This is a genomic window from Ensifer sp. ZNC0028 (assembly GCF_000799055.1).
Lineage (GTDB): Bacteria > Pseudomonadota > Alphaproteobacteria > Rhizobiales > Rhizobiaceae > Ensifer.
Window position 1 is genome coordinate 100,774 of record NZ_JTLA01000009.1, and the last position, 16,251, is coordinate 117,024.

Annotated in this window: 19 protein-coding genes and 1 tRNA gene; 15 read left to right on the forward strand and 5 right to left on the reverse strand. The window is 61.9% G+C overall.

From position 1 onward, the window contains the following. Window positions 1-16 precede the first annotated feature (16 nt). On the forward strand, window positions 17-1,126 hold the full coding sequence (gene ribD, locus L981_RS02695; RefSeq protein WP_043611444.1) for a bifunctional diaminohydroxyphosphoribosylaminopyrimidine deaminase/5-amino-6-(5-phosphoribosylamino)uracil reductase RibD: 1,110 nt from the start codon (window positions 17-19) through the stop codon (window positions 1,124-1,126). Further along, window positions 1,126-1,746, forward strand: a complete 621-nt coding sequence (locus tag L981_RS02700; RefSeq protein ID WP_043611445.1) for a riboflavin synthase — start codon at window positions 1,126-1,128, stop codon at window positions 1,744-1,746. Before ribD ends, L981_RS02700 begins: the two co-directional genes overlap by 1 nt. Before the next feature lie 73 nt (window positions 1,747-1,819). On the opposite strand, the gene L981_RS02705 is transcribed toward L981_RS02700, so the two are convergent. From L981_RS02705 to L981_RS02715, 3 genes are all read right to left on the reverse strand, one after another. Beyond that, complete coding sequence (locus L981_RS02705) at window positions 1,820-2,170, reverse strand: hypothetical protein (protein WP_043611446.1); 351 nt, start codon at window positions 2,168-2,170, stop codon at window positions 1,820-1,822. 282 nt (window positions 2,171-2,452) lie between these two features. Beyond that, window positions 2,453-3,028 (reverse strand): GNAT family N-acetyltransferase, encoded by a 576-nt coding sequence (locus L981_RS02710; protein ID WP_052201543.1) that lies wholly within the window; start codon window positions 3,026-3,028, stop codon window positions 2,453-2,455. A gap of 24 nt (window positions 3,029-3,052) precedes the next feature. Beyond that, entirely contained in the window at window positions 3,053-3,553 is a 501-nt protein-coding gene (locus L981_RS02715; RefSeq protein ID WP_043611447.1) for a cupin domain-containing protein, read from the reverse strand. A 428-nt stretch (window positions 3,554-3,981) separates the two neighbouring features. Between L981_RS02715 and ribH the strand changes: the two genes are divergently transcribed. From ribH to L981_RS02735, 4 genes are all read left to right on the forward strand, one after another. Then, the gene (gene ribH, locus L981_RS02720) at window positions 3,982-4,443 is read left to right on the forward strand and encodes a 6,7-dimethyl-8-ribityllumazine synthase (RefSeq protein WP_043611448.1); all 462 of its coding nucleotides are present in this window, start codon (window positions 3,982-3,984) and stop codon (window positions 4,441-4,443) included. Further along, window positions 4,440-4,922, forward strand: a complete 483-nt coding sequence (gene nusB / locus L981_RS02725) for a transcription antitermination factor NusB (RefSeq protein WP_043611449.1) — start codon at window positions 4,440-4,442, stop codon at window positions 4,920-4,922. Before ribH ends, nusB begins: the two co-directional genes overlap by 4 nt. A gap of 5 nt (window positions 4,923-4,927) precedes the next feature. After that, the gene (locus L981_RS02730; protein ID WP_043611450.1) at window positions 4,928-6,157 is read left to right on the forward strand and encodes an MFS transporter; all 1,230 of its coding nucleotides are present in this window, start codon (window positions 4,928-4,930) and stop codon (window positions 6,155-6,157) included. Between the two features lie 195 nt (window positions 6,158-6,352). Next, entirely contained in the window at window positions 6,353-8,488 is a 2,136-nt protein-coding gene (locus L981_RS02735) for a sodium-translocating pyrophosphatase (protein ID WP_043611451.1), read from the forward strand. A 71-nt stretch (window positions 8,489-8,559) separates the two neighbouring features. Here the strand turns inward: L981_RS02735 and L981_RS02740 are convergent, their stop codons facing one another. Beyond that, on the reverse strand, window positions 8,560-9,066 hold the full coding sequence (locus L981_RS02740) for an outer membrane protein assembly factor BamE (RefSeq protein ID WP_043611497.1): 507 nt from the start codon (window positions 9,064-9,066) through the stop codon (window positions 8,560-8,562). A gap of 138 nt (window positions 9,067-9,204) precedes the next feature. On the opposite strand from L981_RS02740, the gene L981_RS02745 reads away from it, so the two are divergent. From L981_RS02745 to L981_RS02770, 6 genes are all read left to right on the forward strand, one after another. After that, window positions 9,205-9,744, forward strand: a complete 540-nt coding sequence (locus tag L981_RS02745; RefSeq protein WP_043611452.1) for a ubiquinol-cytochrome C chaperone family protein — start codon at window positions 9,205-9,207, stop codon at window positions 9,742-9,744. A gap of 89 nt (window positions 9,745-9,833) precedes the next feature. Beyond that, entirely contained in the window at window positions 9,834-10,385 is a 552-nt protein-coding gene (locus tag L981_RS02750; protein ID WP_043611453.1) for a DUF177 domain-containing protein, read from the forward strand. Between the two features lie 202 nt (window positions 10,386-10,587). Beyond that, the gene (gene plsX / locus L981_RS02755) at window positions 10,588-11,646 is read left to right on the forward strand and encodes a phosphate acyltransferase PlsX (protein WP_043611454.1); all 1,059 of its coding nucleotides are present in this window, start codon (window positions 10,588-10,590) and stop codon (window positions 11,644-11,646) included. Between the two features lie 4 nt (window positions 11,647-11,650). Continuing rightward, entirely contained in the window at window positions 11,651-12,622 is a 972-nt protein-coding gene (locus tag L981_RS02760) for a beta-ketoacyl-ACP synthase III (protein ID WP_043611455.1), read from the forward strand. 92 nt (window positions 12,623-12,714) lie between these two features. Continuing rightward, on the forward strand, window positions 12,715-13,053 hold the full coding sequence (locus L981_RS02765; RefSeq protein ID WP_034803721.1) for an integration host factor subunit alpha: 339 nt from the start codon (window positions 12,715-12,717) through the stop codon (window positions 13,051-13,053). A gap of 140 nt (window positions 13,054-13,193) precedes the next feature. Continuing rightward, on the forward strand, window positions 13,194-13,730 hold the full coding sequence (locus L981_RS02770) for a MerR family transcriptional regulator (protein ID WP_034803717.1): 537 nt from the start codon (window positions 13,194-13,196) through the stop codon (window positions 13,728-13,730). A gap of 201 nt (window positions 13,731-13,931) precedes the next feature. Here the strand turns inward: L981_RS02770 and L981_RS34955 are convergent, their stop codons facing one another. Further along, complete coding sequence (locus L981_RS34955) at window positions 13,932-14,096, reverse strand: hypothetical protein (RefSeq protein WP_089043959.1); 165 nt, start codon at window positions 14,094-14,096, stop codon at window positions 13,932-13,934. Window positions 14,097-14,493: 397 nt separating this feature from the next. Between L981_RS34955 and L981_RS02775 the strand changes: the two genes are divergently transcribed. From L981_RS02775 to L981_RS02785, 3 genes are all read left to right on the forward strand, one after another. After that, a tRNA-Pro gene (locus L981_RS02775) sits at window positions 14,494-14,570 on the forward strand. Between the two features lie 156 nt (window positions 14,571-14,726). Next, window positions 14,727-15,590, forward strand: coding sequence for a glycosyltransferase family 8 protein (locus tag L981_RS02780; protein ID WP_197067089.1), 864 nt, complete (start codon window positions 14,727-14,729; stop codon window positions 15,588-15,590). A gap of 320 nt (window positions 15,591-15,910) precedes the next feature. Next, window positions 15,911-16,204 carry a hypothetical protein gene (locus tag L981_RS02785; RefSeq protein WP_043611457.1) on the forward strand — a complete coding sequence of 98 codons (294 nt, stop codon included), beginning with the start codon at window positions 15,911-15,913 and terminating at the stop codon, window positions 16,202-16,204. Window positions 16,205-16,251: the final 47 nt, after the last annotated feature.

Sequence of the window (16,251 nt, forward strand, 5' to 3'; positions counted from 1 at the left end):
CAGGCTGGATAGAGCCATGACAGCACCCAACCGTGAAGACGAAAGGTTCATGGCCGCGGCGCTGAGACTGGCTCGCCACCATCTCGGACAGACATCCACTAATCCCTCGGTCGCATGCCTGATCGTCAAGGACGGCGTTATCGTCGGCCGGGCCGTAACCGCGCGGAGCGGCCGCCCGCATGCCGAAACTCAGGCGCTGACCGAGGCCGGCGAGAAGGCGAGGGGTGCTACGGCCTACGTGACGCTGGAGCCCTGCTCGCATCACGGCAAGACGCCGCCCTGCGCCGACGCGCTCGTCGCCTCCGGCATATCGCGCGTGGTGATTTCGATCCTCGATCCGGACGTGCGGGTCGCCGGGCGTGGCGTCGTGCGCCTGCGCGATGCCGGCATCACTGTCGATATCGGTGTGCTCCCCGAGGAAGGGCATCACGCGCTTGAAGCCTACCTCATGCGCCAGGTCAGCCGACGTCCCTATGTGACTCTCAAGCTTGCCGTTTCGGCCGATGGCATGATCGGGCGCAAGGGCGAGGGGCAAGTGCGCATCACCGGTCCGATTTCTCGCGGGCAGGTGCAGATGCTGCGGGCAGAGACCGACGCGATCCTGGTCGGGATCGGCACGGCTGCGGCCGACGATCCGGAATTGACCGTGCGCTTGCCGGGGCTCGAACATCGTTCGCCACTGCGCATCGTTCTCGACCGCCGGCTCGACCTGCCGCTTTCCTCCAAACTCGTGTTAACGGCGCGGGAGGTCCCCGTTATCGTGGTCTCCAGCGACGGTTCCGGCGATGCGGATGCGGACGTCGATGACGGCCGAGCAGCACGTAAGGCGGCCCTGGAGGCCTCCGGTGTCGAGGTGCTCGAAGCCGGTTCGATCGCCGACCTTCTTGCGGCACTCGCCTCCCGCGGCATCTCCTCGCTGATGGTCGAAGGCGGTGCTGTGGCTGCACGCGCCTTTCTCGATGCGGACCTCGTCGACCGTATCCAGCTCTACACCGGACCGGGGACCATTGGCGAAAACGGCATTGCATCCCCATTTGACCGTAAGTCCGTGCCGGCAGGCTTCCGGCGCGTCGCCGAGGCACGGTATGGCGACGATTTGTTCGAGGAATACGAAAGAGAAAACTGATGTTCACAGGCATTGTTACCGATATCGGCACCGTCGATTCCGTCACCCCGCTGAAGGAAGGCATCAAGCTGCGTGTCGCCACGCACTACGACCCAAAGACGATAGACATGGGGGCTTCCATCGCCCATTCCGGCGTGTGCCTGACGGTGACGGCCTTGCCTGACGCCGGCAGCAACGAGCGCTGGTTCGAGGTCGAGGCCTGGGAAGAGGCGCTCCGCCTGACGACGATCGCCGGCTGGACGAAGGGCACGCGCATCAATCTCGAGCGCTCGCTGAAGATCGGCGACGAACTCGGCGGCCACCTGGTTTCCGGCCATGTCGACGACAAGGCGGAAATCCTATCGGTGGAAGCGGAAGGTGACGCCGTGCGCTTTCGCCTGCGTGCGCCTGAGCATCTGGCAAAGTTCGTCGCGCCGAAGGGGTCGGTGGCACTCGACGGCACGTCTCTGACGGTCAACAAGGTGGATGGCGCGGAATTCGACGTGCTCCTGATCCGTCACTCGCTGGAGGTTACAACCTGGGGCGAGCGCAAGGCCGGCGATTTCGTCAACTTCGAGGTCGATACCATGGCGCGTTATGCAGCGCGCCTCGCCGAATTCCCGGCGCCAAAGCCGGCGTAAGCGGACTTTCTCATTCACCCAAATGCAAACCGCCCCCAACGGGGGCGGTTCGTGTTTTGGGAGGTGTGGCTACTCAACGCAGATAGAGGGTCAGGCTGCCATCGGCTGCCTGTTCCGCGCCGGCAATATTGTTCATTTCAACGTTCTGGGCCTTTAGCTTGGCCGCCAGCGGCTTGTTGGCGTTCACTGCGGCGTGCAGAGACGAAAGCTGTTGCGGCGTTGCTTCGTCGATCCACATGCGCGTCTGGCTCGATTCCTTGAGCGTATCCACGTCAACGACGGTGAAACGATCGCCCTTGAAGTCGCGAACGGTGTGGTCGATCTCGGCCGGCCAGTTCATGGCTGCGCTCGCAGCGTAGGAGACGCCGCCGAAGGAGAGGGCGGAGAGGGCAGCGATGACGGAAAGCTTGGCTATGCGGTTCATGGTCATGCTCCTTTGCTTGCCAGCAACAAGGCGCAAGCCGGCCCGATTCGGGAACGCGGAACCTTGCGGGTTTCCGGGCCGGTGAGGTTCGCCTGTTGCGGCGGCCAGCAGGGTTCGTTTGCGGGTGTTGTCACTCACAAGCAAAAACGCTGGACTGTTTCGACTGATTGGTCGGCGTTTGCTCCCTTCTTGGGGAGGGCGCGTCGTGCCAACGACTAGGAAACTGGGCCGGAATGTGGCCCTTTCCAAGGCATTGGCATCGGGAAAACAATTAAAACTTGTTCATGTTTCGGCGTGCGCGCGAGCCCATCTTTCGCCTGTCGCAGCCGCTGCCTTCTGGTGGCGCTCGAACATGATCACGTGGTTGCCGTGATAGGTCGTGCGCCAGAATTCCTTGAAGCCATGCTTCTCGGCGACCCGGATCGAGGCGTGATTGCCGATATCGATGATGCAGGTCTTGCGCAACGTCGGAAACTGGTGGTCGGCCCATTTGAGCGCCGCGCTGACGGCCTCGGTTGCGAGCCCCTTGCCATGCGCTTTTGGCGACAGCGCCCACCCCGTTTCCATCGTCCCTTCGAGCGAAGGCGTGATGGCGCGATGCACGTCGTGGAAACCGGCCTCGCCGAGAAAGGTCCCGGTCTCCCGGTCCTGGATGGCAAAGAAGCCGAAGCCGAAATAGTGCCACATGCCGACCTGGCGCAGGAAGCGGGTCCAGGACTGCTCCCGCGTAAACGGCACCCCGCCGACGTAACGGATGACCTCGGCATCGCCGAACAGCGCGGAATAGGCGGGGAAATCGTCACGGCGATAGGGGCGCAGGACAAGGCGATCGGTCTCGATGATGGGAACGCTATGCATATTCGATCCTATGCTGTGATGATGTCAGGCACCGGGCTCGCCGTCCCAGTAGTCGACGGCGCTTTCCGGTCGGCCGGTGAAGCTGAACGACCGCTCGCCTTTGGTGCCGCGCGTCCTGGCGAGGAACTTGCCCGAATCCGGGTACTCGCAGATTTCGGTTGCCGCCTTGGTCGAGATCGAAAGGTACTTGAGCGGCACTGTGCCGGTGTTGATCAGGTGATGTGCCGTCTCAGGACCGCCCGCAGGCGCCCCCAGAATGTCACCCGGGCCGACCGCGTAACGCTCGCTGCCGAAGCGGTAAGTCCCTTCACCCTCGAGGATAATGAACATTTCTTCTTCGACATGGTGATTGTGAAACGGGCAGCCAGACTTGCCCGGCGGCACTTCACCGTAGCCGATGCCCAGATCCTTGAGGCCGAGCAGCGCGCCGAAGGCGGCGTCGCGGGATTCGAAGAAAGTGCCTTGCGTCCAGTGGTCGAGTTCCAGGTTTTTAGGATTAACGATCGGCTTTTTCGTATCGGTCACATGGTCCTCCCTGGCGCACCGTTGTCGCGGTAACGCTAATACGTTCTATCCGTGTCGCGCGTTCGTCCCGTCGTCAACCTGCGATCGCTAAAATTAGCGACGATGGTTACAGGAATACATCCTAGTGTTGCAATCCATCGGCGAGACCATCTAGGCGCAATCGCGCGATGGTTTCACCAGGGGCTGTGAGGCCGCGTATGGGGGCGAATAAGGCGTAAGGCTTGCCGTCTTCGCCCGTCGGCGGCAGCGCCCTCCGGTGGGACCGAATTGGAGGAGCGGCGAAGCTTAGGATGGTGGCTATTGGCGGCCGCCGGACGCGGCAAAAGGCCGTCTGCGGTGGAATTTGCTTGCCATTCGACGCCGGGCGTGGTTTGACCGCCGCCTTGGCCGGTCGCATCCGGCGCTGAATTCTCAAAGACAGGTGATCCATGGCAGAGACCACGGCAGCCCACATCCTGATTGTGGAAGCGCGTTTCTATGACGATATGGCCGACGCTCTGCTCGACGGAGCAAAACATGCGCTGGACGAAGCCGGGGCGACCTATGATATCGTAACGGTTCCGGGTGCTCTCGAAATCCCGCCGGCGATCGCCATGGCGCTCGACGGCGCCGATGAAGGCGGCACCGAATACGACGGTTTCGTTGCCCTTGGCATGGTCATTCGTGGCGAAACCTATCATTTCGACATCGTCGCGAACGAATCCTCGCGCGCGATCATGGATCTTGCGGTGAGCGAGAGCCTCGCGATCGGCAACGGTATCCTGACGGTCGAAAACGACGATCAGGCCTGGGCGCGTGCGCGCCGGTCGGAAGGCGACAAGGGTGGCTTTGCTGCGCGTGCGGCACTGACCATGATTGAACTTAAGAAGAAACTGGGCACGGAAAAGTGACGAAAACCCCCTCGGATCAACCGCTGAAGCAGGTCAACCAGCGCGGTGCAGCACGCCTTGCCGCGGTGCAGGCGCTCTATCAGATGGACATCGGCGGCACCGGTGTCCTCGAAGTGGTTGCTGAATACGAAGCGCATCGCCTCGGACAGGATGTCGATGGCGACACCTACCTGAAGGCCGACCCCTCCTGGTTCCGGTCGATTGTCGCCGGTGTCGTGCGCGACCAGCGCAAGCTTGATCCGCTGATCGGTTCGGCGCTTCAGGACGACTGGGCGTTGTCGCGTCTCGATTCCACCGTGCGCGCCATCCTGCGTGCCGGAACCTTCGAGATGCTCGAGCGCAAGGACGTGCCGGTTCCGGTGATCGTCACGGAATATGTCGAGATCGCCAAGGCTTTCTTCTCGGATGACGAGCCCAAGCTGGTCAATGCTGTCCTCGACCGCATTGCCCGACAGGTCCGCGGCGAACCGAGGAAATAAGGTCGATGGTTGCGGCTGCTGCAGATGACATGGGCAACACCCTTCGCGAAACACGCCGCAACGTTTACCTCCTGACCGCCGCGCAGGCCGTGCTCGGCGTCGTCGGCCCCATCTGCTTTTCGGTCGGCGGTGTCGCCGGCTACCAGATGCTGGCGGAAGACAAGTCGCTGGCCACCGCGCCGCTCACCGCGTTCAACGTCGGCATGGCGCTGGGCGTTGTGCTGGTTGCGGTATTGTCGCGCCTGATCGGCCGCCGTTTCGCCTTCATGAGCGGGACCGCAATCGCGGCCGCCGGGGCAGCGCTCGCCGCCGTCGCACTCTTCCGCGAGAATTTCTGGCTCTTCGCCTTCGCACTCGCGATGCTCGGCTCGTCGAACGGCTTTACGCAGAAGCTGCGCTTTGCCGCCGCTGATGCGTCCCCGTCGTTCTACAAGCCCAAGGCAATCTCGCTGATCCTCGGCGGCGGCATCGTTTCGGCCGTTCTCGGTCCGCAGATCGTCATTTTCGCTGGCGACCTGTTCGCGCCGGTTTCCTTTGCCGGGGCTTTCGTCGTCCTGATGCCGATTTGCCTCGTCGCTGCCCTGTTTTTCGCGCCGCTGCGGCTGCCCGAGCCGGGCGCAATGGTGAGTGCCCACCACGATCAGTCCGTTCGTCCGCTCGGCGAGATCGTCCGCAGCCAGCGCTTTGCCACCGGCATGATCTGCGGCATTTCCAGCTACGCGCTGATGACCTTCATGATGACCGGCGCCCCCGTCGCCATGGTGATCGGCTGCGGCTTCTCGACCGAGCTCGCCACGCTCGGCATCCAGTGGCACGTGCTGGCGATGTTTGCGCCGAGCTTCGTCACCGGCATGCTCATCAGCCGCTTTGGCGCGGAACGCATCGTCGGTTGCGGCCTGCTCTTGCTCATGGCCTGCGCCGCAGTCGCGCATATGGGCATCGAGCTCTGGAACTTCTGGGGTGCGCTGGTGCTGCTTGGCCTCGGCTGGAACTTCGGCTTCATAGGCTCGACGGCGATCGTCGCCAGCAGCTACCGGCCGCAGGAAGCCGACAAGGTCCAGGCCTTCCACGACATCATCCTGTTCACCACCGTGGCGCTGTCGTCGTTTGCCTCGGGCAAGGTCCTCACCGCCTATGGCTGGGACATGCTGAACGCGGTCGTGTGGCCGGTGACGATCGTTTGCCTTATCCTCCTCTTGCTCCTGAAGCGGGCGCCGCGCAAGGCCGCCGCCTAACGCTCCATTCCCCTGAAATCTAAAGCGAACGAGGCGCCGCCAGTGGCGTTTCTCGGGGCTTGACGATCTCCCGTTGCAACCGCACTCTGGCCGCGCCGTGAGGGGTGCTGCTTGAGGAGGTGGTGCGTGATTCGCGGTTTTGAGGGGCCTGCGGCCGGGAGTGAGTCCGCGGGTTGTAACGGAGGGTAATGCGAAATGACCATTTTATTGGGCGTTATCGCATGCGGGTTGCTCGCGGTGGCTTACGCCATCTGGGCAACACAGTCGGTGCTTGCCGCCGACCAGGGGAACGCCCGCATGCAAGAAATCGCAGGCTACATTCGTGAAGGGGCGCAGGCCTATCTCACGCGTCAATACAAGACCATTGCCATTGTCGGCGTCGTCGTATTCATCGCCGCTTGGGTTCTTCTTTCTCCCGCCGCCGCTTTTGGCTTTCTGATTGGTGCGATCCTTTCGGGTGCCGCGGGTTTCATCGGCATGCATGTTTCGGTGCGGGCCAATGTACGCACGGCCCAGGCTGCTTCCGTCAGCCTTGCCTCCGGTCTCGACATCGCCTTCAAATCCGGCGCAATCACCGGCCTTCTCGTTGCAGGCCTGGCCCTTCTCGGAGTCTCGGTCTACTACGTCGTCCTTACGGCCGGCATGGGGCATGAGCCTGCCTCGCGCGAAGTCATCGATGCCCTGGTCTCGCTCGGTTTCGGCGCATCGCTGATTTCGATCTTCGCCCGTCTCGGCGGTGGCATCTTCACCAAGGGTGCCGATGTTGGCGGCGACCTCGTCGGCAAGGTCGAAGCCGGCATTCCGGAAGACGACCCGCGCAATCCGGCGACCATTGCCGACAACGTCGGCGACAATGTCGGCGACTGCGCCGGTATGGCCGCCGACCTGTTCGAGACCTATGCTGTCTCCATCGTCGCAACCATGGTGCTGGCGGCCATCTTCTTTGCCGGGACGCCGTTGCTCGCAACCGTCATGGTCTATCCGCTGGCAATCTGCGCCGCCTGCATCATCACCTCGATCGTCGGCACCTTCTTCGTGAAGCTGGGTTCCAACAATTCGATCATGGGAGCGCTGTACAGAGGGCTGATCGTCACCGGCGTGCTGTCGATCCTCGGTCTCGGCGCGGCCACATCCTTCACCATCGGATGGGGCTCGATCGGTACCGTCGCCGGCAAGGACATCACCGGCTGGAACCTGTTTATCTGCGGCATTCTCGGGCTGGTGGTCACGGCGCTGATCGTGGTGATCACGGAGTACTATACCGGCACCAACAAGCGGCCGGTGAATTCGATCGCCCAGGCCTCGGTCACCGGCCACGGCACCAACGTCATCCAGGGGCTTGCCGTCTCGCTGGAATCGACGGCGCTGCCGGCCATCGTCATCGTCGGCGGCATCATCGCGACCTACCAGCTCGCCGGCCTCTTCGGCACCGGCATTGCCGTCACCGCCATGCTCGGCATCGCCGGCATGATCGTGGCGCTGGATGCTTTCGGGCCGGTCACGGACAACGCCGGCGGTATCGCGGAGATGTCGCATCTGCCGCCGGAGGTGCGCAAATCCACCGACGCGCTTGACGCCGTTGGCAACACCACCAAGGCCGTCACCAAGGGCTACGCAATCGGTTCCGCCGGTCTCGGCGCGCTGGTGCTTTTTGCAGCCTATTCGAACGATCTGAGCTATTTCGCCGCCAATGGCGACAAATATCCCTACTTCGCCGATGTCGGGCAGATCTCCTTCGACCTCTCCAACCCCTATGTGGTTGCCGGCCTGATCTTCGGCGGCCTCATTCCCTATCTCTTCGGCGGCATTGCGATGACTGCCGTCGGCCGTGCAGCCGGCTCGATCGTCGAGGAGGTTCGCCGGCAGTTTCGCGAGAAGCCCGGCATCATGGCAGGCACGGAACGGCCGGACTATGGCCGCGCCGTCGACCTTCTGACGAAGGCGGCGATCCGTGAAATGGTCATTCCTTCACTGCTGCCGGTGCTGGCGCCCGTCGTCGTCTATTTCGGCGTGCTGCTGCTCTCGGGCTCGAAGGCCTCGGCCTTCGCGGCTCTCGGTGCCTCTCTGCTCGGTGTCATCGTCAACGGCCTCTTCGTGGCGATCTCGATGACTTCGGGCGGTGGCGCCTGGGACAATGCCAAGAAGAGCTTCGAGGACGGTTTCGTCGACAAGAACGGCGAACGTCATCTGAAGGGCTCCGACGCCCACAAGGCGTCGGTGACCGGCGACACCGTGGGCGACCCCTACAAGGACACGGCCGGTCCGGCCGTGAACCCGGCGATCAAGATCACCAACATCGTGGCGCTGCTGCTTCTGGCAATCCTCGCCTGATCGCATCGCCAAGCAAACAAAAAGGCCCGCGGAACATCGTTCCGCGGGCCTTTTCCTTGGAATGGGGCGGCTTAGTTGCCGAAGTCCTTGAACAGGCTGCGTGCCGCGGCCTGGCCTGCACCGGGGCCGGTCAGCAGCTGGCCGAGGAAGCTTGTTTCCTTGCCGCCTGTCGGCGTCGTGCGGGTCAGCATGTCGAAGACCTTGCCGTCCTTCAGCGTGTAGTGAGCCAGCTGGCTGACGGTGCCTTCCTTGTCGAAATAGACGGCCAGGATCGACTGGTCGACCAGCTGCGGCTTCATGAAGGCGACAGGGCGCTTGCGCGTCTGCGAAATGTAGTAGAACACTTCGTTGTCGAAGGTTGCCGTCGTCGAGGGCGTGCCGAGCGAGAGCAGCACCTGCTCGCGGCTGGAGCCGACCGGAACGAGGTTTAGCGTTTCCTGATCAACCACATAGCCCTGATGGAGAACTTCACCGACATTGGCGGACTGGCAGGCGGAAAGGGTAAAACCGGCGATTGTGGCTACGACCGCCACGCGGCCGAGGGTCTTAAAGTTTTTTCTCAAATACCGCTTCGTCAACGACAGCTCCCCTTGGAGAAACGATGGCAGATCCGCCATTGCAATTCGTGCCTGCTTCGGTAAACCAGCTTCGGCTGTCATGCAACAACGTCATGGGCGCTTGCGCGCATTTCGAGAAAGCCAAGCCCGAGCTTTGTGATGATTTTTGGACTGTTTAAAAGAAAAAGTGGCAACACCGCGATTGTCGAGCGGCAATATGCATTGCTGACGGCGGCCGCACGCCAGCCTTACCTCTACACCGACCTCGATGTGCCGGACACGGTCATGGGCCGGTTCGAGATGCTGTCGGCAACGCTGATCCTCTATTTCCGCCGCACGCGCGCTTCGGCGAGGGCGGGCCAGGAAATCGCCCAGGAGATCATCGATGCCTTCTTCGAGGACGTGGATCATTCGATCCGCGAGCTCGGCGTCGGTGACGCCGGCGTGCCGAAGAAGATGAAGAAGCTGGCCGGCATGTATTACGGCCGGCTCGAATCTTACGCGGCGGCGCTGGAAACGAAGGACGTTGAGGCTCTGGCGGCAGCGCTCAGGCGCAACTTCCATCCGGATGGCGGCGACGCCGCGCCTTCGATGGTGGCGCTTGCTGGCTATCTGCTGGCGGTTGAGGCGCAACTCGTCGATGTCGCGGAAGACGTTGTCGAAGTCGGCCAGTTGCACATTCCGCCGGCTGGGGCGTAATAGAAAACAAGAGCGTCGCCACCGGCAGCCGGTCGGCGGCTGCATTCGCGATGGGCGCCAGGCAAGCCCGCGCGAGGAAGGATCCAATCATGAAAGACGAAAGCCGGCCGGCCTTTTCTTACCCGGTGAAGGTAGGGCACATTTCGGCGAACGCGGTCAGCGTTCACCTCTCCGCCAATGAACGTGAGCGCAAGGCGCTTGCCGAGCTTTGGAACATCAACGATGTCCTGTCGCTCGAGGCCGACCTGCAGATCGCGCGCTGGAAGAAGGATGGCGTGAAGATCAAGGGCGACGTCAAGGCCCGCATCGTGCAGAGCTGTGTTGTCACGCTTGAGCCGGTTGAAGCCGATATCAACGAGCTGGTCGAGGCGATCTTCGTGCCCGAGGGATCGCGGCTTGCCCGCCAGGCGAGCAACGACGGCGGCGAGATGGTTCTCGACCCTGACGGCCCCGATATTCCCGATACCTTTATCGGCGACACCATCGACGCCGGCGTCGTCGTCAGCGAGCAGGTTGCGCTCGCGATCGACCCTTATCCCCGTAAGCCCGGCGTGACGTTCGGCGAGCGCATCGAGAGCACATCTGCCGATGACAAGAAGCCGAACCCCTTTGCGGTCCTGAAGGACTGGAAAAAGGACTGAGGTCGCGAAAGCGTCATCTACAATTCGGTTGTCACGCAATGGAAAAGCAGTATTTTGGCCCCAAACCGGCCAGAAGAGCCGCCAAAGCGATCTGCCGCGTGCTTGGCTCAAGCGTCAGAAGCAATATGTTTCGTCAATGCGTTTCCGTTGAGTGCGCCGCGGCGGCACGTGTTGTGTGGCAGAAATAAAGGATAAGACACGCGTGGTCAGAATTTCACTTGACGTGATGGGGGGCGACTATGGTCCTGAAGTCGTCATCCCCGGCGCCGCAAGAGCGCTTGAACGTCATCCGGACATCAAGTTCGTTTTGTTCGGCATCGAAGCGCAGTGCGCGGGCCTCCTTGAAAAATATCCGAAGCTGAAGGCCAACAGCACCTTTTACGACTGCGAGATTGCAGTCGCCATGGACGAGAAGCCGAGCCAGGCGCTTCGCCGTGGTCGCGGCAAGTCGAGCATGTGGAAAGCGATCGACGCGATCAACGCCGGCGAGGCAGACGTCGTCGTCTCCGCCGGCAATACCGGCGCGCTGATGGCCATGTCGGTCTTCTGTCTGCGCACCATGCAGGGAATTCAACGGCCGGCGATCGCCGCCATCTGGCCGACGCTGAAGGGCGAGAGCATCGTGCTCGATGTCGGCGCGACGATCGGTGCGGACGCGCAGCAATTGATGGATTTCGCGCTGATGGGCGGCGCCATGGCGCGCGCGCTGTTCGAGATCGAGCGGCCGATGGTTGGGTTGCTGAATGTCGGCGTCGAGGAGATCAAGGGACAGGAAGAGGTCAAGGAAGCCGGCCGCCTGATCCGTGAAGCCAATATCGACGGCTTCGACTATTACGGCTTCGTCGAGGGCGACGACATCGGTCGCGGAACCGTCGACGTCGTCGTCACGGAAGGTTTTTCCGGCAATATTGCGCTGAAGGCTGCCGAAGGCACCGCGCGCCAGATCGCCGAATATCTGCGCGCTGCCATGTCGCGCACGCTTCTTGCCAAGCTCGGCTATATCCTGGCCAAGGGCGCCTTCGACCGCCTGCGGGAGAAGATGGACCCGCGCAAGGTCAATGGCGGCGTGTTCCTTGGCCTCAATGGCGTCGTGATCAAGAGCCATGGTGGTGCGGATGCCGAAGGTTTTGCAGCCGCGATCGATGTCGGCTACGACATGGTGAAGAATGGCCTGAAGGCGAAGATCGAGCTCGATCTGGCGAAGTACCATGGCGGCGAGCCGCCACAGGCCCTTTCCGCCGGCATGAATGATGAGGTTTGAATAGATGATCCGTTCCGTCGTTCGCGGTTTCGGCGCGGCTTTGCCGAAACGCGTGGTCACCAATCAGGAGCTGGAATCCAAGGTCGATACGTCCGATGAGTGGATCGTGCAGCGCACCGGCATCCGGCAGCGCTACATCGCCGGCGAGGGCGAGACCACGGCTTCGCTCGGCGAAGGTGCGGCACGCGCCGCGCTCGCCAATGCCGGGCTCACCCCTGATGACATCGACCTGATCATCCTGGCGACCTCCACCCCGGACAACACGTTCCCGGCAACGGCCGTCAACATCCAGGACCGTCTCGGCATGCGCCATGGCGCGGCCTTCGACATGCAGGCAGTCTGCTCGGGCTTCGTCTACGCGGTCACCACGGCGGATGCCTATATCCGCGGCGGGCTTGCCAAGCGCGTGCTGGTGATCGGCGCGGAGACATTCTCCCGCATTCTCGACTGGAACGACCGCACGACCTGCGTGCTCTTTGGCGATGGCGCCGGCGCCATTATCCTGGAAGCCCAGGAAGGCGAGGGCACCAATGCCGACCGCGGCGTGCTGACGGCGAAGCTTCGCTCCGACGGTGCGCACCGCGACAAGCTCTATGTCGACGGCGGCCCGTCGACGACGGGAACGGTCGGCCATCTGAAGATGGAAGGCCGCGAAGTCTTCAAGCATGCGGTCGGCATGATCACCGACGTCATCGAGGCCGCCTTCGAGGCGACCGGGACGACGGCCGAAGATCTGGATTGGCTGGTCCCGCACCAGGCCAACCGGCGCATCATCGACGGTTCCGCCAAGAAGCTTGGTATCCCTCTCGACAAGGTTGTGGTGACCGTCGATCTGCATGGCAACACCTCCGCAGCCTCCATTCCGCTGGCATTGAATGCGGCGGCGGGTGATGGCCGGATCAAGAAGGGTGACCTTGTCCTGCTCGAGGCCATGGGCGGTGGCTTCACCTGGGGCTCCGTGCTCCTCCGCTGGTAAAGAAATTGCTTAAGCAACAGGCGCTTGACCGCAAAAGGCAAGGGCAATAGTCTTCGGACGCTGATCGGCGTACCAGACGTTGGTGGGGGAAGATGAGCGGAAAAACAGTAACACGGGCGGACTTGGCTGAGTCGGTTTTTCGCAAGGTGGGTCTGTCGAGGACAGAGTCTGCCGAGCTGGTGGAAACCGTCATTGACGAAATATGCAACGCAATCGTGCGTGGCGAGAGTGTGAAGCTGTCCTCTTTCGCGACCTTCCAGGTCCGCGACAAGAACGAACGCATCGGGCGAAACCCGAAAACCGGCGAGGAAGTGCCGATTTCGCCCCGGCGCGTGATGACCTTCAAGGCGTCGAACGTCCTGAAGCAACGCGTGCTGAAGGCGCATCTGGGCCGCAGGGCCAAGCAGAAACCGGTGTCTCCCGTTTCGTGAACGCCAGACGACAGCCACAAATGTGGTTGAAAACCCATCCATAAGCCGTTGAAATGGAGCCGATTCGTGCCATCATTGGCGCGGTATCGGCTCATTGTCGGCTTTCGAGCCTGAGTCGCATGGCATGGATTGGGAACGATATGGAAAAGAGCCCGGACGCTTTTCGCACCATCAGCGAGGTCGCTGACGATCTCGACCTGCCGCAGCACGTCCTGCGTTTCTGGGAAACCCGCTTCCAGCAGATCAAGCCGATGAAGCGCGGCGGTGGCCGGCGGTATTACCGGCCGGAGGATGTCGACCTTTTGAAGGGCATCCGGCATCTGCTCTATGATCACGGCTATACGATCAAGGGCGTTCAGAAACTCCTGAAGACCAACGGCAACAAGTTCGTCGCGGCGATTGCGAGCGGCGATCTCGCGACCGTCGAGGCGCTTGCGGCCTCCAGCAACGAAGAGCCGGCACCGCCGAAGGCTGGTCTTTCCGAGGAGGATCAGATCGTTGGCCGCGCCAAGGCGCCCGCGAGCCGCCGCTTCTTCTCCTTCGGCGGCAGCAGTGACGACGTGCCCGAGATCTCTCTTGGAAAATCCTCGTCCGTGGGCAAGGAAGATCGCGCCCTGCTACAGGAGGCGCTCTATGACCTCCTGGAGTGCAAGCGGTTGCTCGACCAGGTGCGCTGAGAAAGCCATTCCGGAGGATCGATCAAGACCGTTTTCGGACGGCCGACTGAATGTCGGCCGAGCCGTCTCGGCGCAATTATCTTTTATACGATCACCAAGGCAGCGCCTCTGCCGTCGGCGCGCTACCCGACGGCGAGGAGCATATGCGCGCCTATCCGCAGGACGTTCGCGCGACCAACTTCAACAGCGTTTGAAAAAGCGTCAGTAGGAGATGCGGAAGCCGCCGGGGCTCGCCGCGGAGACGTCAGGCTCAGGGTAGGGGCCTGTCCACTGCGCATAGGTCGTGTTGGTCGAACCCGAGGTCGCACAGCCGGAGAGCGTGAGAAGCGCAAGCGCGGTGAGGGCCATAAGGGACTTAAGAGGCATGGTTTTCTCCTAGAAGGGGAGACGCTCCAGGCCTCAAGGGCCAGTATCAAACTGTCCCTCAATTCATCCATGATGGCAAGCTCACGTTGCGTTAGGCAGCAAGTTTCGAGCGACGGGATCTCGTTTTGGTGAAGGTTCCGTAGCCGGACGCGCGGATGGTGTTTTCGTCGCCACGCAGCATCGGACCTTGCAGACATCCAGTGGCGCGCGGATGGTGGGGGCTTTCTCTGTCCGCGGTCGCGTCACGGGGGCGATGCCATGCCGTGAATTTGCCGAATGTCCTGTCGGACTTTCGGCTCCCAAGCATACTTTTCCACGCCGTTTGTTCCTTTTTCGATCCTGGCCGCATTTTCCCGCTTGCGCTCTAAGCGTTGGTTATATAGGGGTTTCCTCGGTTCGGAGCGTAGCGCAGCCCGGTAGCGCACTTGACTGGGGGTCAAGGGGTCGTGGGTTCGAATCCCGCCGCTCCGACCATTTTCCTCTTCGGCTTTGATGGCCGAAATCCCCTGAGGAATTTTGTTTTCCCTTCATCTTTTCGATAAGCGACCGATCACTTCGGCGGCCTTGCCGTGAGGGATGGGCGAATAGCGGGTCATTGTCTTGATGGCCTGGCACGATTTGGGGGGCTTAATGCGTGCGGAAACTGATGAATCGGCTTTGGCTTTAAGCGCGTGTTTTGTCGTCACTTCCGTGGACCGCAGGTTTGTCGAGTTCGCCGGAGTGATGTTGCATACGCTGGCTCTGAATGGCGACGTCGACGAGGTCAACGTCATCGTCTTCTGCGACGGACTGACCCCCAAGGATAAATCGCATCTGAGACGGTGCGGCGGGCGCCTGCGCTTAACGCTGTTCGAATTGTCCGAAAAAGCGCTTCGGCAATTCGAGGGCTTGAAGACCAACAGCAACTGGAGCCGATCGATCTATACCCGGCTTGTCTTGCCAGACCTCCTTGGCTGCAAGGAGGGGCGGCTTGTCTATCTCGATGCCGATACGATCGTGGTCGACAGTCTGCGTCCGTTGCTGAACCTGGATATGTCCGGCATGCCGGTGGCCGCCGTTGGCGGCGTTTCCAACCAGGACAATGCGCGTCTGAAGCTTCCGGACGGAACGAGAACGATGAATTCCGGCGTTTTGCTGATCGACATTGTGGAATGGCTGAAGAGGGATCTGTCCAGCCGCTGCCTCGAGATTGTCCGTTCACAGGCCGCAAGGCTGAAATTCTTCGATCAGGACGCCTTGAACATCGCTCTCGTTGGGCAATTCGCTTCCCTCGACCGTCGTTGGAATGTGATCCTGCATTCGCATGCCGACGAACCGGCGATCTTCCATTTCACGCACGACAAGCCCAACTCCGTTCGTTGCCAGCACCCGGCGCAGCCCCTGTACTTGCAGTACCGGCAAGCGACGCCTTGGGCGAGCAAGCGTCTCAAGTCGCGCTGGCACAAGCGGATCAGTCGGCTGACGCACTCCGTCCGAAGACTTTTCGAGCGCTGAAACTCGGCCAGCCGGAGTTCGGTCGGCTGCGTCCGCAATCGTGATGTCTCCTTGCCGGCTCCGGTGCTCCAAGCTTCGGTTTGGCCTTGCAACGGGCTATCTCAGCATCGCGCCGGCCCGGGTCGCACTTGGCTGTGATCGGCGCACGAAACCGGACGGGCCCCCGTTGGTTGCAACGCATAAAATTTATCGCTCATCCGAAATCGCTAAAATGCCTCGTTCCGGTGCGATGGTCCACGCGGCTGGGGCCGATCGCCGTCCTCGCGAAAGTGATGGAATGGCCTTATGGCGGGCACCTGCCTGCCAAAGGAGGAAATGGAATGAAGACGCTTTCGAAGATTTTTGCCGTGTCGTTGCTCGGGCTTTCGGCCCTGACGGCAATGCCGGTCATTTCGACGTCCGGCACCGCCCGTGCCGACGACGCCGTCATCCTCGTTCCGGGCCAGCCTACCGGCTCATCGGGTGATACCGGCACGGCGAGTTCCAACCCGGATACCGGTGCTGCGAGCTCCAACCCGGATACCGGCACCGCCAATTCCAACGGCGATACGGGGGCACCAAGTTCGAACCCTGATACCGGCGGTGGTTCGGGCGCAGAAGGATCGACGCCCTAAGCGATCCTGCAAATGCAGCAAAAGAGGTCCTTCAGCAGGGCCTCTTT

Excerpts from the sequence above, each read along its gene's own strand:
- L981_RS02735 (WP_043611451.1), top strand. The coding sequence starts at position 6,353 with ATGACCATTTTATTGGGCGTTATCGCATGCGGGTTGCTCGCGGTGGCT.
- L981_RS02760 (WP_043611455.1), top strand. The coding sequence starts at position 11,651 with ATGATCCGTTCCGTCGTTCGCGGTTTCGGCGCGGCTTTGCCGAAACGC.
- L981_RS02780 (WP_197067089.1), top strand. The coding sequence starts at position 14,727 with ATGCGTGCGGAAACTGATGAATCGGCTTTGGCTTTAAGCGCGTGTTTT.
- L981_RS02730 (WP_043611450.1), top strand. The coding sequence starts at position 4,928 with ATGGTTGCGGCTGCTGCAGATGACATGGGCAACACCCTTCGCGAAACA.
- L981_RS02745 (WP_043611452.1), top strand. The coding sequence starts at position 9,205 with ATGATTTTTGGACTGTTTAAAAGAAAAAGTGGCAACACCGCGATTGTC.
- L981_RS02710 (WP_052201543.1), bottom strand. The coding sequence starts at position 3,028 with ATGCATAGCGTTCCCATCATCGAGACCGATCGCCTTGTCCTGCGCCCC.
- L981_RS02765 (WP_034803721.1), top strand. The coding sequence starts at position 12,715 with ATGAGCGGAAAAACAGTAACACGGGCGGACTTGGCTGAGTCGGTTTTT.
- L981_RS02700 (WP_043611445.1), top strand. The coding sequence starts at position 1,126 with ATGTTCACAGGCATTGTTACCGATATCGGCACCGTCGATTCCGTCACC.
- L981_RS02770 (WP_034803717.1), top strand. The coding sequence starts at position 13,194 with ATGGAAAAGAGCCCGGACGCTTTTCGCACCATCAGCGAGGTCGCTGAC.
- L981_RS02750 (WP_043611453.1), top strand. The coding sequence starts at position 9,834 with ATGAAAGACGAAAGCCGGCCGGCCTTTTCTTACCCGGTGAAGGTAGGG.
- ribH (WP_043611448.1), top strand. The coding sequence starts at position 3,982 with ATGGCAGAGACCACGGCAGCCCACATCCTGATTGTGGAAGCGCGTTTC.
- L981_RS34955 (WP_089043959.1), bottom strand. The coding sequence starts at position 14,096 with ATGCCTCTTAAGTCCCTTATGGCCCTCACCGCGCTTGCGCTTCTCACG.
- L981_RS02705 (WP_043611446.1), bottom strand. The coding sequence starts at position 2,170 with ATGAACCGCATAGCCAAGCTTTCCGTCATCGCTGCCCTCTCCGCCCTC.
- ribD (WP_043611444.1), top strand. The coding sequence starts at position 17 with ATGACAGCACCCAACCGTGAAGACGAAAGGTTCATGGCCGCGGCGCTG.
- L981_RS02785 (WP_043611457.1), top strand. The coding sequence starts at position 15,911 with ATGAAGACGCTTTCGAAGATTTTTGCCGTGTCGTTGCTCGGGCTTTCG.